The 14,233-nt window shown below is 36.8% G+C and carries 20 protein-coding genes and 1 tRNA gene; 9 read left to right on the top strand and 12 right to left on the bottom strand.

Annotated elements, in window-relative coordinates:
- The 7 genes from DYY67_RS07150 to DYY67_RS07125 all read right to left on the bottom strand — a co-directional run.
- Nucleotides 1-621: isopentenyl phosphate kinase (locus DYY67_RS07150; protein ID WP_166392016.1), on the bottom strand; the 621-nt coding region annotated here is incomplete at its 3' end.
- An 84-nt stretch (nt 622-705) separates the two neighbouring features.
- Nucleotides 706-1,224, bottom strand: coding sequence for a mevalonate kinase family protein (locus tag DYY67_RS11015; RefSeq protein WP_255492977.1), 519 nt, complete (start codon nt 1,222-1,224; stop codon nt 706-708).
- Nucleotides 1,163-1,657 carry a mevalonate kinase family protein gene (locus DYY67_RS11010; RefSeq protein WP_255492976.1) on the bottom strand — a complete coding sequence of 165 codons (495 nt, stop codon included), beginning with the start codon at nt 1,655-1,657 and terminating at the stop codon, nt 1,163-1,165. The genes DYY67_RS11015 and DYY67_RS11010 overlap by 62 nt, the downstream gene beginning before the upstream one ends.
- A complete protein-coding gene (amrB, locus tag DYY67_RS07140) occupies nt 1,654-2,490 on the bottom strand; it encodes an AmmeMemoRadiSam system protein B (RefSeq protein WP_166392014.1) in 837 nt (278 codons plus the stop codon). Before amrB ends, DYY67_RS11010 begins: the two co-directional genes overlap by 4 nt.
- 4 nt (nt 2,491-2,494) lie before the next feature.
- A complete protein-coding gene (gene rpsB, locus DYY67_RS07135) occupies nt 2,495-3,166 on the bottom strand; it encodes a 30S ribosomal protein S2 (RefSeq protein WP_166392012.1) in 672 nt (223 codons plus the stop codon).
- Nucleotides 3,167-3,175: 9 nt separating this feature from the next.
- Nucleotides 3,176-4,414: a phosphopyruvate hydratase gene (gene eno, locus DYY67_RS07130; protein ID WP_166392010.1), complete on the bottom strand. Its 1,239-nt coding sequence runs from the start codon at nt 4,412-4,414 to the stop codon at nt 3,176-3,178.
- Between the two features lies 1 nt (nt 4,415).
- Complete coding sequence (locus DYY67_RS07125) at nt 4,416-4,652, bottom strand: DNA-directed RNA polymerase subunit N (RefSeq protein WP_166392008.1); 237 nt, start codon at nt 4,650-4,652, stop codon at nt 4,416-4,418.
- Nucleotides 4,653-4,704: 52 nt separating this feature from the next.
- Between DYY67_RS07125 and DYY67_RS07120 the strand changes: the two genes are divergently transcribed.
- The 4 genes from DYY67_RS07120 to cobT all read left to right on the top strand — a co-directional run bounded on the left by DYY67_RS07120 (nt 4,705) and on the right by cobT (nt 7,211).
- Nucleotides 4,705-4,789 (top strand) — tRNA-Leu (locus DYY67_RS07120).
- 101 nt (nt 4,790-4,890) lie between these two features.
- Nucleotides 4,891-5,541 carry an NAD(P)H-hydrate epimerase gene (locus DYY67_RS07115; protein WP_166392006.1) on the top strand — a complete coding sequence of 217 codons (651 nt, stop codon included), beginning with the start codon at nt 4,891-4,893 and terminating at the stop codon, nt 5,539-5,541.
- Nucleotides 5,538-6,152 carry an MBL fold metallo-hydrolase gene (locus DYY67_RS07110; RefSeq protein WP_166392004.1) on the top strand — a complete coding sequence of 205 codons (615 nt, stop codon included), beginning with the start codon at nt 5,538-5,540 and terminating at the stop codon, nt 6,150-6,152. The genes DYY67_RS07115 and DYY67_RS07110 overlap by 4 nt, the downstream gene beginning before the upstream one ends.
- Before the next feature lie 3 nt (nt 6,153-6,155).
- Nucleotides 6,156-7,211: a nicotinate mononucleotide-dependent phosphoribosyltransferase CobT gene (gene cobT / locus DYY67_RS07105; RefSeq protein ID WP_166392002.1), complete on the top strand. Its 1,056-nt coding sequence runs from the start codon at nt 6,156-6,158 to the stop codon at nt 7,209-7,211.
- Here cobT and glmS read toward each other — a convergent pair.
- From glmS to DYY67_RS07090, 3 genes are read right to left on the bottom strand one after another with little or no spacing between them, the layout of a single operon-like run.
- A complete protein-coding gene (gene glmS / locus DYY67_RS07100; RefSeq protein ID WP_166392000.1) occupies nt 7,204-8,964 on the bottom strand; it encodes a glutamine--fructose-6-phosphate transaminase (isomerizing) in 1,761 nt (586 codons plus the stop codon). The genes cobT and glmS overlap by 8 nt on opposite strands.
- Nucleotides 8,965-9,010: 46 nt before the next feature.
- A complete protein-coding gene (locus DYY67_RS07095; protein WP_166391998.1) occupies nt 9,011-9,550 on the bottom strand; it encodes a 30S ribosomal protein S4 in 540 nt (179 codons plus the stop codon).
- A gap of 9 nt (nt 9,551-9,559) precedes the next feature.
- Nucleotides 9,560-10,198, bottom strand: a complete 639-nt coding sequence (locus tag DYY67_RS07090; protein ID WP_166391996.1) for a 30S ribosomal protein S13 — start codon at nt 10,196-10,198, stop codon at nt 9,560-9,562.
- 84 nt (nt 10,199-10,282) lie between these two features.
- Between DYY67_RS07090 and DYY67_RS07085 the strand changes: the two genes are divergently transcribed.
- The 5 genes from DYY67_RS07085 to DYY67_RS07065 all read left to right on the top strand — a co-directional run bounded on the left by DYY67_RS07085 (nt 10,283) and on the right by DYY67_RS07065 (nt 13,564).
- Nucleotides 10,283-10,639 (top strand): hypothetical protein, encoded by a 357-nt coding sequence (locus DYY67_RS07085; RefSeq protein WP_166391994.1) that lies wholly within the window; start codon nt 10,283-10,285, stop codon nt 10,637-10,639.
- The gene (locus tag DYY67_RS07080) at nt 10,618-11,553 is read left to right on the top strand and encodes an AAA family ATPase (RefSeq protein WP_218584702.1); all 936 of its coding nucleotides are present in this window, start codon (nt 10,618-10,620) and stop codon (nt 11,551-11,553) included. Before DYY67_RS07085 ends, DYY67_RS07080 begins: the two co-directional genes overlap by 22 nt.
- Before the next feature lie 223 nt (nt 11,554-11,776).
- The gene (locus tag DYY67_RS07075; RefSeq protein WP_218584701.1) at nt 11,777-11,917 is read left to right on the top strand and encodes a hypothetical protein; all 141 of its coding nucleotides are present in this window, start codon (nt 11,777-11,779) and stop codon (nt 11,915-11,917) included.
- Nucleotides 11,907-13,250, top strand: coding sequence for a VWA domain-containing protein (locus tag DYY67_RS07070; protein ID WP_166391988.1), 1,344 nt, complete (start codon nt 11,907-11,909; stop codon nt 13,248-13,250). The genes DYY67_RS07075 and DYY67_RS07070 overlap by 11 nt, the downstream gene beginning before the upstream one ends.
- Nucleotides 13,251-13,252: 2 nt before the next feature.
- The gene (locus tag DYY67_RS07065; protein ID WP_166391986.1) at nt 13,253-13,564 is read left to right on the top strand and encodes a helix-turn-helix transcriptional regulator; all 312 of its coding nucleotides are present in this window, start codon (nt 13,253-13,255) and stop codon (nt 13,562-13,564) included.
- A 96-nt stretch (nt 13,565-13,660) separates the two neighbouring features.
- Here the strand turns inward: DYY67_RS07065 and DYY67_RS07060 are convergent, their stop codons facing one another.
- Both DYY67_RS07060 and DYY67_RS10140 read right to left on the bottom strand, forming a co-directional pair.
- On the bottom strand, nt 13,661-13,858 hold the full coding sequence (locus tag DYY67_RS07060) for a hypothetical protein (protein WP_166391984.1): 198 nt from the start codon (nt 13,856-13,858) through the stop codon (nt 13,661-13,663).
- 59 nt (nt 13,859-13,917) lie between these two features.
- Nucleotides 13,918-14,193: a hypothetical protein gene (locus tag DYY67_RS10140; protein WP_218584700.1), complete on the bottom strand. Its 276-nt coding sequence runs from the start codon at nt 14,191-14,193 to the stop codon at nt 13,918-13,920.
- Nucleotides 14,194-14,233: the final 40 nt, after the last annotated feature.

Below are 14,233 nucleotides of genomic sequence, written 5' to 3'. Positions count from 1 at the left end.
TTTTATTTTGCGGCTCATTCCACCAGTAACATCCATTTTTACATCTGTAATTGTAGGTTTTTCTGTAGTTATTTCACGAATTAATTTCCTAGTCTTGATGTTAGAATACACTCCATCTACATTTGTTACGAAAATTGCAAGACGAGGTTTTAAGATCCTAGTTAACATCCCCATTATTTTATCTCCAGATAATATGTAGAACTTATTTTTGCCAAACCACATGACATCCCCATAAGAGATAGGGATCAGTCCAGTATTGGAAATTTTCGGAATTTCTTTAACTTTTTTTATTATTGGCTTGTTTCCAAAAATAAAATCAGTTGGAGGTAGGCAATATGGGTTAAGATTTGATTGAAGAAATGACTGAAGAACAAGTTTATTTAAATCGACCATGGAATTTTTGACAACTGAAACACCTTTGGTGCTATATCTATCAGGTTTCGTGTGCATGTTATATTTTACGGACCAGTAATGTCCAAAAGAACCGCCACCATGAATTACCATGTATTGTTCTTTTACCTTTCTCAAGTGAGAAGCAATTTGTTTAATTGCGGTTATATTAGCTGTCAATGGTTTTTGTTTGTTTGTAATTATTGATCCGCCAAGTTTGATCAAAATCATGATTTTTAACAATGATATGGTCGGTTTTAAAAAGTATCTCTCATATTTCTGCCTATAATCATTATGAGGGAGTTTTTATTTGGATTACAAATAGCTTAATCCATCAAAGTCTATCTTTGCAATAAAACAGTCACTATTTTTTTTTAAATTCTCTAGTGTGGCAGATGCATTAGATTCATCTACTAGAGAAATTATGCAACCACCGCCGCCGGCCCCAGTTATTTTAGCTCCGTATGATGTCTCTGATGCTTCTTTTATGAGAAGATCAAGCCTACTTGTTGACACGTTTATTTTCTCTAATAATTTTTGATTTTCTGATATTAGAGAACCTAGTTTGTTTAGATCATTTTCTTTCAATGTTGACAATGCCTCTCTTACCAATTTCTCCTCACGTTTACACATTTCTGAAAACATCTTTTCATTTTTATTTTTAAATTCTCTTACCTTCAAAACAATTTCTCTTGTGTTATGAACCTGATTTGAGTTTGCAATTATCAAACTAAGATTATTTTTAGAATCGATTTTTTCAAATCCAGTTTTGTCATATGCTATCAGTCCGCCAAAAGTAGAGGCGGATGAATCTGCGCCTGATGCAGTCTTCAAATATGACGCGTTCTGCTTCTATAGATCTTTTTAGAACTTGTTCTTTTGACTTTTTATCAAATAATCCAGCAACCGATGCTGTTACGGCAACACATGCAGCTGAGGATGATCCAAGACCTATTCCCGCAGGAATATCTGATTTTAGAACTATCTCTACGCCTTTTTCTTCATTAAATTCTTTCAAGGTTTCTTTTGCAATGTGGAAAAAAGGCTTCATGAACCTGGTTGATATTGAATTCATGTCCAACGGTGTATCAAAATCAATTTCTGCATTTCCAAGCTCTGACTTTATGCGTATTTTTGGTTCATCTAAAAACTGAGAAGTTGCCGTAATTCTCTTATCAATGGCACAAAGTATTGCCTTGACACCATATACTACAAAATGTTCTCCAAAAAGAATTACTTTGCCTGGAGCTGATGCTGTTGATTTCATGAAAAAATAATCGACGCATATCCTACCACTGAACTTCTTTCACCTGTAACATCTCCGCTGGTGGCATACTTTTCTAATGTACCTCTAGTTGCGCCCAATTCTTTACAGGCTATAATGGTAGAAGCTATCGCTCCATATCCGCACGCACTAATTTGATTTTTCTGTAAAATATTATAGAACTCATTGACATCCATTTCCAATATGGGTTCGATCAAAGATTTGTCTTGCTTATGTGCAAATTCATTTTCTTCGTAGTGTGTAAAGTCAGAAGAGCCAATTACTACAGTTTTTCTATTTTTTGCTATTTTTGATATGGATGTGCCTATATTTGTAGCTGCACTGTAGCTTTGGTCTATCAAAATTATTGGCAGTATCTTAAATTTATGAGAATAGATTTCCTGTAGCATTGGTATTTGTACTTCAAGACTATGATCTCTTGTATGTGAAAAAAAATCCAATTCTATATTCTTTGTTGCCTTGTTAATCTCAACTGCAGCATCTGTATCCACCTCAACATCTCCAAGTGGCGTCCTCCATAACCCGTCTTTCATAGCAGCTATGTTGCAGCCTATTCCCCAATGATTTGGCCCTATGATTATCACAAGATCTGGTTTTAATGAAGAAATTGCATAATAAGAGTATGCGGCAATTGGACCAGAGTACATGTATCCGGCATGAGGACAGATGACTCCGATTATGTTTTTGCCATCTGGCAAGGGAGGTAATTTTCCGGGTCCAAAATTATGTAGGAAACAATCTTTAATAGTTGATCTTAATTCTTGTTGTGTTTTTGGATAGAACATTCCAGCTACAGCTGGTGTTCTTATCTGCATTGTGTTATTGCCTCTGATTTCTTGTTCTCATCGGAGGCATTCTTTCAGATTCTTCTTCTAATTCTTCTTCTGTTATTTTAGTTTCAAAGTCTTCTATTTCGTATTTCATTGACTCGTCAGGCTTGATATTTCCTTTTTGTAATAATATTTCTCTAGCTAATAACCAATAGATTGCAGCAAGAGATTTTCTGCCTCTATTGTTTGCCGGTATGACTAGATCAACTTTGGATGTGACATTGTCTGTGTTTGCAATCGCAATGACTGGTATTCCAGCATTTGTAGCTTCCAAAATCGCTTGCTCATCTACTTGAGGATCTGCTACGAGAACTAATTCTGGTTCTATATAGTAAGGCAAAAGCGGATTTGTAAGAGTGCCAGGCATAAATCTGCCAAGCATAGGGGTTGCACCTATAAGTTCACAAAATTTTTCAATTGGAGTACTTGCGTATTCTCTTCCTGAACAAATGAACACTTTTGAGATAGTTGCCCTGTTGATGAATTTTGCAGCTGTCTGAATACGAGATAATGTTTTCTTGCTATCTATGATGTAAAGACCTTCATTTGTTGCCTTTGTAATGAACGGTATCATGAATTTTGTCTTAACCTGAGTGCCTACTCTTATTCCTGTAGACAACACATACTTTTCCATATGTTCGAATTCTTCTTGCTTAGTCATGACGTGTTCTTAAATCTCGACCATTCCACGTATTAAATCATACTCTGAGATACGTAGCAATTCGTTTAGTTTAGCTATTCTTTCTCCTCCCATAACACCTACCTTTAGCATCTTGGATTTTGTAGCAATTCCAATATGTGATATGTGTGAATCAGATGATTCTCCCGATCTATGGGATGTGATTAATTTTATGTTGTTTTTGGATGCTTCCTTTGCAAATTCAATAGCATCGTAAAGACTTCCTGCTTGGTTTACCTTTAAAATGGCAGCATTACATGCTCTTTTCTTTGCAGCATTTTTCAAAATTTCAGTATTAGTTACCAAAAGATCATCACCGGTTATCAAGATGTTTGGAAACTTTTTTGTTAAGATGGCCATATCTTCAAAGGCCTCCTCATGAACGGCATCCTCGGCATATGCTAATTTGTATTTCTTTATTATTTCCGCGGCAAAGTCAATTTGCTCTTCTGGCGTATTCTCAAACCCTGCCCTGTCATAGACATATTTCTTTTTATTCTCATTCCATTGTGTAGTTGAAGCAAAATCTACTCCTAACGAAACTTCTTTTCCTAGTGTAAATCCTAATTGTTCACAAGCTCTTGCAGCTACTTCCAATGCTTGTTCATTGTTAAGTTTTGGAGCCCAACCCCCCTCATCCCCCCTACCATTTGTGAATCCGGGGTCTTTTTTTGCTAGTATCTTTCCAAGTTCTTTGTGTACTGACAAATTAACTTCAATGGAGTCTCTTATGGTCTTTGAACCTGTAGCACAAACTAGTATTTCTTGAATATCTGGAGTTCCAGGACCAGCATGAGCTCCCCCGCCTAAAATATTGCCCAAAGGAAATGGAAATTTAAGATCAGAGTCCTTGGTTAATAATTTGAACATTGGAATTCCCTCAGATTTTGCTGCAGACTCTGTTGCGGCTATGGTGAGAGAAAATGCAATCGAACCGCCAATTTTTGAATAATTAGAAGTCGAATCTATCTCTCTCAGCGCCTCATGGATAGATTTCAAATCAGAGGGATCAAGTCCGATAAATTTTTTTTCGTTTGCTTTTAAGATCTCAAGACCTTTTTCAGGACTGTTGTCTGGAAAACTAATTGCCTCATATTTTCCTACGCTTGCGCCAGATGGTGCACAAACCCTGCCAACATCTCCATTGTCTGTGATTACATCTATTTCGACTGTTTTAGATCCTCTACTGTTGTAGAGTAGCCTCCCCTTTATTGACGCAATCCGTGCCATTCTACTCTAGCTCGGATTGAACTTCTTGCTCCCTTCTCCTTATTGCTTCGTAAAATGGAATAACTTGATGAATCGTTTCCACTGCTGTTAACATCATAGTTCTGCAACAATATCGTTTTAATCCTAAAGAATTTAGGACCTTTGCTGGATCCTCGCCGCTTTTGACGCGATTTTGATACTCTTTGAATTTATCTGCAATTAAATTTCCACAAGTAAAACACCTGACAGGAATTAGCACATTTTAAAAAAGTAATCAAGGCTTATAAAAACCATACATGGGTATTGCATCTGCGGGAGTCGCCCAGCCTGGTCAAAGGCGCTAGCTTGAGGGGCTAGTATCTTAGGATTTCGAGGGTTCAAATCCCTTCTCCCGCACTTGATAATCGTATTATGGAAAAATCATCCTATCTGATAAAATTATTTCATTGTACTATGATTTGGTAAAGCCCTTATTTGACATAAATTTTTGTAACCATGTGGAAATTACAGTTAAACAAATGATGCAAATAGAAGAAAATGGCCACCAGATGGGGTTCTTTCGAAAACTGATGATGGAAAATGCTGGAGCATCAACAGCAAGATACCTAATTGAGAAATATGAAAACTTGCAGGAAAAGAAAATCATGGTATTTGCAGGATTAGGCAACAATGGAGGTGACTCATTTGTGGTAGCAAGACATCTGGCAGGATTTGGATGCAAACTAGATGTTGTCTTACTTGGAAACCCGGATAAAATAAAAACTGAAGAGTCTGCCTCTAATTGGAAAATTCTAGAAAAAATGAATTCAGTAAATCTCATGGTTGCTTCTGATCCAACCTCGATTCTCCTTAATGTTGACATAATTATTGATGGTATTCTGGGTACTGGAGTTTCAGGTAAAATAAGGGAGCCTTATGCTACTGCAATAGATTTGATAAATAAATCCCAAGCCTTCAAACTATCTGTTGATGTACCCTCTGGACTGGATCCTGATTCAGGTTCAGTGATAGACAAGTGCGTAAAAGCAAATGTTACGATTACATACCATAAAATGAAGATTGGAATGCCCAAAAGAATGGATATGTGTGGAAAAATAATAGTTGAAAAAATAGGAATTCCACCAGAGGCTGAGGTGGGAATATTATGAAAGTTTATCAGCTTGAAGTGGGAAGCATGCAAAATTTTACATACATACTTGAAGACGAACAAACAAGCGAAGCCGTAATTCTCGATCCTTCATGGGATCTTGATCTGATAGTGGAGATAATAGAGAAGAACAGCCTACAAGTAAAATACATCATAAACACTCATCATCATTTTGACCATACTATAGGTAATGATGCAATGGTGAGAAAGACTGGAGCTAAGATCTTACAGTATGTGTCTTCAACACTAAAAAATGATGTGACAGTATCTGAAGGTGACAAAATCAGATTTGGAAACTCAGAACTTACTGTTGTTCATACTCCTGGACATTCAAAAGACAGCATGTGTCTTATAGGGGATGGCAAGATCTTCTCAGGTGACACATTATTTGTGGGAAACTGTGGCAGAATCGATCTTCCAGGCGGCAGTGCTAGGGAGCTTTATCACAGCTTATCTGATATAGTTTCAAAGATGGATGATAGTCTGATTCTTTATCCTGGTCACAACTATGGCAATTCGCCAACATCTACAATAGGAAGAGAAAAGAAAACCAATTTTGTGCTTCAACCTAGAACCGAAAAAGAATTTTTAGAATTTATGAGCAGTGATTAATTTTTGCAAGATATAGAGATACTAGGAAATAAAAAAGAAGGCTTAGATTTTATCGATAAGACAAAGCAAAAGAGATTTGTTTTTTCTCTAGTGATATCATATACTGCAACCTCGGAAATTCAAGGAATTACAATTGCTGGAGAACATCCTGATTTGATAAAATACACAGGACCTGCAGATGCTGAATTTATCCATTATGGATATTGTAAGAGCATATCTGTTATACCTATGACTCCTGATGGCAAACCCACACCAGCCCTTCTAACAAAAACAGCGTTAGAAGCCGCAAGTATACCAAGCATCGTAATTAATGCTGGAAGCAAAATTCCTCCAAAACTTCCATTCATAGATATGAATTTAGAATATGGGAAAAATATCTCAAATGAAGCTGCGTTAAGTCAAGAAGAGATAAGAAAAGCAGTAGAATATGGGCGAATAATTGGTAGATTTCTTGGTGCTTCAACCGACTGTTTAGTAATTGGAGAAAGTATTCCAGGAGGAACCACAACAGCGCTTGGAGTACTTGAGGGGCTTGGTCTGAAGGCACTTGTAAGCAGTAGTATGCCTGACAATCCGATACATCTTAAGACTGAAGTTGTAAAAAATGCACTAAAGAGAGTGCAATCAAATGATCCTTTTGACATTGTCGCAGAAATTGGTGATCCAATGATACCTACAGTTGCCGGAATACTTAGTACCTCATCTGAAATCACAAAGGTACTATTGGCAGGTGGGACGCAGATGGCCGCAGTCTTATGTTTTGCAAAAAGTATGGGTTTTGACGGTAAAAACACCGCTATAGGTACCACCTCCTATGTTGCAGATGACAGATCAGCAAATTTAGCTGAAACGGTTGGCCAAATATTTGATATTCCGATATTAGTTGCCAAACTTAGGCTTGGGCAATCCAGTATTCCAGGCCTTCGTTCCTATGCCGAAGGATTTGTCAAAGAAGGTGCAGGTGCAGGAGGAGCTTCTATAGCATGTATGTTAAAAACTGGAATGGATGCAGAAAAATTACTTGCTCTCACCGAAAAAGAATATAAAAAAATTACTTAACCGTCACAGATTTTGCCAAGTTTCTTGGATAGTCAGGATCCGTGTCTTTTTCAACAGCCGCATAATAAGCCAAAAGTTGGACAGGCACTATTTCCACTAACGGATACATGGATTCATCCATTCGTGGTATCTCTACCCAGTAATCATAAACATCGCTAGGCTTGTCTGAGATCCCGATGATCTTTGCACCTCTGGCTTTTATTTCACGTGCGCTAGTTAACGTATCAGAATAGGTAGTATCGTTTGGATTGATCATAATGACATATGTGTTGGAATCCATTAATGCAAGCGGTCCATGTTTTAACTCTCCTCCGGGAAGTCCCTCCGCATGTATGTATGTGAGTTCCTTTAGCTTTAGTGAAGCTTCTGATGCTATGGGGTAATGAACTCCCCTTCCAAGTATGTATATATCTGATACATCTTTGATCTTTTTTGCTATCTCCTTAATCTTAGAATCGTCAGAAAGAATCTTTTTGATTGCTTCTGATGCTTTTCCAAAGTCCATGCCTGCACTCCCATTGCATAGCTTATCGGCCATTTTGTATAGTATGGCAAGTTGTGCTGTGAAACTTTTTGTGGCAGCTACTCCTATTTCAGGACCACATCCCAGTCCTATGGATATGGAGGATAAATGAACCAGAGATGATGTCATTATATTCACAATTGAAATGATTTTTGCGCCTGCTTTCTTTGCAATATTTACAGCCTCCAATACATCCGCACTCTCACCACTTTGAGATAATGCTATCAAAATGGACTGTTGCTCAAAAATATCAGGTGAAAAATGTGCCTCGCTTGATATTATTGGTTCTATCTTGATCTTTGCATATTTTGAAAAAAGGAATTTGGCTACAAGTGCAGCATTATAGCTTGTTCCGCTACCAGTTATGTACAGTGTTTTTGCATGTCGGACAAAATCAGTTGCTAGATCAAGTTCAAGTTTTGTGTTATTTCCAGCATTTAGTATAGTTGTAGGTTGCTCTGATATTTCCTTGAGAGTAAAATGTGCATATTCTCCTTTGTACACGTCAGCAAATTCCTTTGATACCTTGGTGATTTGATGTTGTACTGGATTTGCGTCAAAATCAAAAATCTGAATTCCAGATTCGTTGATAATTACAAATTCTCTATTATCCAAATAAATGACCTCATCTGTATGCTCCACAAATCCTAATACATCACTAGAAATGAAGTATCCTTCTTTTCCAATTCCTATTATGAGCGGTTCGTGAAATCTTGCTGCAGATAATGTTCCATCTTCAAAAACAGCTACAAAAGCATAACTTCCCTTAAGATCAGAAACAGTATGAACCATTGACTGCTTTATGTCTCTAGTTTTATCATAATGGTATTGGAGAAGATTTGCAATTACCTCGCTGTCTGTCTGACTTTTGAATCCATAACCGTTCTGCTGAAGTTCTTTCTTTAGTTCCTCGTGGTTTTCTATTATTCCGTTGTGAACGATGGCTATCTCTCCAGTGCTAGATGGATGGGGATGAGCATTTGTATCAGTGACCATGCCATGTGTAGCCCATCTGGTATGTCCTATTCCAACGGTTCCGGAAAGTTCGTCAAGTCTTACTGCCTTATTTACTTCAATTACTTTTCCTACTCCTTTTCTTACTAAAATATGATTATTGGAAAATGTAGCAACCCCAACGCTGTCATATCCGCGATACTCCATTCTCTTTAGGCCTTTAACTATTATTGGTGCAGCTTGATTGAGGCCTAGATATCCTATGATTGAACACATATCGATATTTTATGTCACTTCTGGATAAATAATAATTGTGTATGTTTTACTCAGCTGGCTGTTCAGTTTTTACTTCTTCAACGGGTTTTTGCTTGACTTTACCCAAGTCTACCTCCGGTGATAAACTCACTTGGTTCTCTTCTTCTATAGTGACTGTATATGATGGAATGTTTATCGTTCTCTCTCCTATCATGACATGTCCATGTACAACGGCTTGTCTTGCAAGATAAGGACTTTTGATATTGGCTTTTTTCTGAATTACTGTTTGTAATCTGCGTGATAACAAATCAGTTACTTTTAGATTTAAGACATCATCTAAGGTGGAATCTTCTTTTACTAATCCTATTCGTGTCAACGATCTCATGAGAATTGGTTCTTTATTGCTCCTTACCTCTTGTGTTAAAGCCAAAAGAGATCTTGCCTGGTTTCTTATTCTGGAAAGTTCTGTATGTGCTTTCCAAAGTTCTCTCTTGTTCTTCAGTCCATAAGTACCAAGAACATACAGTTCTTCACTCAATAGATCATAATTTAGAGGTCGTTTTGGTTTTCTCCACATTTTGCGAGAATTCTTTGGATGATCTCCCATCTATCTCACCTATTTGGCCTTCTTTTCCGCAGCAGCTGGTTTTGCAGTGGCTTTAGCATCCTTTGCAGGAGCTGCTGTGCCTTTTGTAGCAGCTGCAGGAGCTGCCGCACCTTTCTCAGCTGTAGCAGCTGCAGGAGCTGCTGCAGCACCGGCTGCAGGAGCTGCCGCACCTTCAACTGGTGCACCAGCTGGTAATACCTTTCCACCTTTGCGAACTCCAACTGCACCACCTTTTCTACCGGTTGTGCGAGTTCTTTGTCCTCTTACCTTTAATCCATAAGTGTGACGAAATCCTCTCCAGCTATTCATTCCTTTTTCTCTTTCAACGTCATTTCTCACATTGAAATCTATGTCAGAAGTGATCAAATGTAAATTACTACCTGAGTCCATATCTTTTCTTCTGTTAAGGAACCATGAAGGAATATTGACTGATGATGGATTTCTCATTGCTTTTTCTATCTCTTCAACTTGAGATTCGGTGAGAAAGCCTACGTTGCTATTGGGATTTATTTTTAATATGTCTAAGATAGATTTTGCAAAACTGTAACCTATTCCTTTTACTTGACTTACGCCTATTATCGTCTTTTTAGCACCAGGTATATCTTTACCCGCAATCCTAACAATGTGTCTAAATTCTTGTGAAGACAAGTATTGGAAAATCCCCTCTATCCCCGATAAAAACCATGCTAAAATAATAATACTTTAAATCGGAATTCTGCTGTACTTAGCGTATTGACGCAGGATCTTGAAAATCTTATTAATCAAAGTTACAACTCGGAGCCAAAATACACTGAAGTAATGGCAGGCGTTCCTGAGGATTACAAACTTGTCAAGACATTAGGAGATCTTTTGCAAATTAATTACAAAATAGTAGGTGCTAAAGAACAATTACGAAGGAACTTGATTTCAAAGATCAAGACAAATGGTATCAAGTATCCAGGCATAATAGGATTTGATGATGATGTTGTTCCATCTCTTGATCGTGCCATACTGTCATGTCATGATGTAATACTAATCGGCCAAATTGGTCAGGCCAAAACAAGATTGCACAAACAATTGCAGAAAATTTGCTCTCGCCAATACCTGTGATAAGAGGAAGCATCACAAATGATTGTCCTATGGATTTGCCTTCTCATGAATTACTTTGCTTACTACAAGATAAGGAAAACACCATGTCAAGTCCTAGGTTTTACATGGATTCTAGTAGTATGGAAAAAATTCGTAATAACAAACTTGAAACACCAATAGAATGGTTAGGGGGAAAAGACAGATTCAAATATGTTCTTGCAACGCCTGACATTTCTGTAAAAGATCTAGTGGGACAGATTGATGCAATAAAAATAACAAAAAAAGGAACGGAAATGTATGAAATTGAATCTTATTCTCCTGGACAACTAATGCAGGCAAAACATGGTTTATTCTGCATCGATGAACTTCCAGTACTTGACACGCGAAAACAAGTTTCTCTTCTTTCGGTATTACAAGAAGGACGATTTACTACAGGTGCTTATCCAGTAATTTTTGAACCAAAAACTGCATTTTTTGCCACTGCAAATCCAATAGATTACACACATGCAGGTAAAATAATCGAACCTCTCTATGACAGATTAAAGAGTCACATACACACGCATTATCCAAAAACATTGAATCATGAAATGCTCATTATTGCTCAAGAATCTAAGATCCCAAAATCATTCATTCCTATTTTTATGCTCAAAGTGTTGGCAAGAGTAGCACAAAATGCACGTTCAAGTCATGAAATTAATCAGGATAAAGGCGTTAGTGTGAGAATGAGTGTTCATAGTCTTGAGTTACTAGTTAGCGAGGCTGAAAGGACCAGATCCTTATCTCATAATATGTTGCCAGTACCTAGACCAAGTGATATCTTTTGTATGGAACAATGTGCTAAATTTGAACTTGCTGAATTGGATGACACTATAGAAAACCGTCCAAAAAACATTGAAACATTTGATCGATACTGCCGTGAAGGATACCTCACTTGAATATCTCAATGATATTGAACAGAGTATTTTTGATATAATTAAAACAGAATTTGCAGGTAAAACCTTTGTAGTTTCTCAAGCAATTTTAGGCTCTAATAGCCTAGACACTTCTTACGAAAATCAACTCCAGAATTTTAAATCTCTATCAGTATTGGTGGATAGAATCTACCAAAAGACATTGTCTGAACAGAGTGAATTTGTGAATCAAACCAATAAGTACAACGTGCACCAAGATTCTCTAGTGTTTTCTGAAGTGATGCGCAATGAGCTTAGGTCTGCAATATTGGAATTAGCTCTAGACGGGCTTTGCTATGTAGAACCTAAGATCTTGGATAAGAAAGAAGGCGCATACGTTGCAGCATAACATAGTAAACTTTCTCTATTTTCTAAATGAAAAGAAAGATTCGAAAGGTGCTGATTCGGATGTATCAAATGAACAACTAAGCAAAATTCTAAAGACCGTAGCAAAACAGGTGATAAAAGAGAAAACCCCTTCTGTACAGGATTTGGAAAGAATACTTCAGGGAATAACACAGGAACAACCATCACAATCTGAAACGGATGAAGAATCTAAAAATGAGCTGGATATTTATGGTAATAATGAGCCAATAACAAAATACCTACAGAAAAAGGGATATCTAAAAGATGACAAAAGATGGCTTACCAACAAAGGATTTTTTGAAATCGGTCAGAGAATGCTTGAGGACATAATCAAAGCAATAAATGAAGGAGGATTTGGACTTCATGAAACAAAAAACACGGGATCTGGTGGTACGATATTGGATACTACAAAAAAACTTGAGATAGGAGATGACGTCAAAAATTTAGACATACCAAAGACCATATTGAATTCTGTACAAAGATCTAGGAATAAGCAACTAACCGCAGAATTACCGATTCAATTAGAATTTGAAGACTTTGAAAAATTTGAAACAAGAGAAGAAGTAAATGTTGCTGTTGTTTACTGTATTGATTTGAGCTCCACAATGAAATATTCTCTTGGTTCTGGCGAAGGGACTAGAATAGAAGCTGCAAAGAAAGCTCTGTGGGCATTGTATGTTTTAAATAAGAAATTCTTTCCAAATGATTCTATCTACATTGTAGGCTTTGGTTCTCTGGCATCAGAAATTAAACAACGCGATATACCGTATCTGAAAACTTTTGATGCAAATGATAATTTTTTACACTATACAAATTATCAAGCAGCATTTCGACTTGCTTTGAAGATTCTAAAAAAAGATGGCTCACACAATAAACGTATAGTCATGATTACAGACGGTCAACCATCTGCGTGTTTTGTAGACGACGAATCTCAAAAAAATGCAATCTTGTCAGATAAACCATATTCGCATTTCTACAAACCTGATGATGTGACTCTTGCCAAAATGAAAAATGAGAGGGAAGTAAAACTGGACATTAGAAATGAAATGGTGTACCTTTGTTATAGGTACAAACAAGTCGATTCTGCTATTGATGCAAAAACATTGCAGGAGGCAAAAAAATGTAAACGTGAGGGAATTGAGATTGATACAATCATGGTAAGTGAAGAGGAAGAACTACTAAGCTATGTCGAAAATCTAGAAAAGCAACTAAAAGGAAGATCTTATTACATTAACCCTGAAAAAATTGATAAAATTCTAATAAGTGATTTCATTTCAAACAAGAAAAGGATACTTGGTTCAAAACGTGGTTACTAAATATGAATGAAGATTTTGATAAACGGCAAATGATGGATGTGCTTGTAGATCCTAACGTTTCAGTAATTTTATCTGAACTAGAGGATGGAGAAAAGGATTCAATCTATCTCACTAAAAAACTGCAAATATCAGAAGATGAGATAAAATCTCGACTATCATATGTTACTGAACATGGATTTGTTATTGTACGACAAGATGGAAAAAGTACAAGTTTTAGCGTGGATAGAGATAAACTCAATAAAATCATGGAATCCGATGAAAACTTTGCTAGTGTGGTTGACGGCTTAACTGAACTAGATCAATTTCTCAATTAGATAATTTTCTTCCTGTATTGCATGTCTATCAGTACCTGACAATCTTCCAATGTGTAGATGCTTATAATCATCAGTTCGATTTCTTTTTTGTTCTTTTTATTCATTCTCTGCACGTCCTTTTTTGTCTTGGTTGTAATTTCCACGATTTTTTACAAAATACATCATGCCTATGGCAAGGCCACTCAGGCCAGCTATCAAGATTATGATGTTAAATAGATCGAGCAAGGTTGCGCCTTGAGGATAATATCCAATAATTCCAAGTATTTGCATATCTGTCTGTGCTGTATTTTGCATCTTCAATTCATAGATGCCGGTGGAAGAGATTGTGAAATTTTCTTGAAATGGACTTTTTATTATTGATTTTGTAATGATGGTGTTTCCATTAGGATCAACAACACTGATGCCAAGATTATCCCATCTTTAAAATCTGATATCTGGATTGAATACACCCCATTTTTACTCTTCATCGGGTCCAAATTTTTACTAACATTCATCGATGAACCAGCTGTTAGACTCTGTTGCGCGCTGGCCAGATCATCCATTTCGGATTCAGATTGAAGAAACGAAATTACTATTCCACTTATTACAAGAATTCCACTAATTATCAAAATGGTCTTTGGTTTTGCCATATCTGGGCTCCAACAGGCCTTAGTTAAAACTTAGCTGTTT

This window comes from Candidatus Nitrosotalea sp. TS (assembly GCF_011319465.1).
GTDB lineage: Archaea > Thermoproteota > Nitrososphaeria > Nitrososphaerales > Nitrosopumilaceae > Nitrosotalea.
The sequence above is the reverse complement of the archived record's forward strand: the minus strand, read 5'-3'. Positions and strand labels throughout refer to the sequence as shown.

Bases quoted from the DNA above. Each gene is read 5' to 3' on its own strand.
- DYY67_RS11010 (WP_255492976.1), bottom strand. From the start codon at position 1,657: ATGAAATCAACAGCATCAGCTCCAGGCAAAGTAATTCTTTTTGGAGAA.
- amrB (WP_166392014.1), bottom strand. From the start codon at position 2,490: ATGCAGATAAGAACACCAGCTGTAGCTGGAATGTTCTATCCAAAAACA.
- rpsB (WP_166392012.1), bottom strand. From the start codon at position 3,166: ATGACTAAGCAAGAAGAATTCGAACATATGGAAAAGTATGTGTTGTCT.
- eno (WP_166392010.1), bottom strand. From the start codon at position 4,414: ATGGCACGGATTGCGTCAATAAAGGGGAGGCTACTCTACAACAGTAGA.
- DYY67_RS07110 (WP_166392004.1), top strand. From the start codon at position 5,538: ATGAAAGTTTATCAGCTTGAAGTGGGAAGCATGCAAAATTTTACATAC.
- glmS (WP_166392000.1), bottom strand. From the start codon at position 8,964: ATGTGTTCAATCATAGGATATCTAGGCCTCAATCAAGCTGCACCAATA.
- DYY67_RS07095 (WP_166391998.1), bottom strand. From the start codon at position 9,550: ATGGGAGATCATCCAAAGAATTCTCGCAAAATGTGGAGAAAACCAAAA.
- DYY67_RS07065 (WP_166391986.1), top strand. From the start codon at position 13,253: ATGAATGAAGATTTTGATAAACGGCAAATGATGGATGTGCTTGTAGAT.
- DYY67_RS07060 (WP_166391984.1), bottom strand. From the start codon at position 13,858: ATGCAAAATACAGCACAGACAGATATGCAAATACTTGGAATTATTGGA.
- DYY67_RS10140 (WP_218584700.1), bottom strand. From the start codon at position 14,193: ATGGCAAAACCAAAGACCATTTTGATAATTAGTGGAATTCTTGTAATA.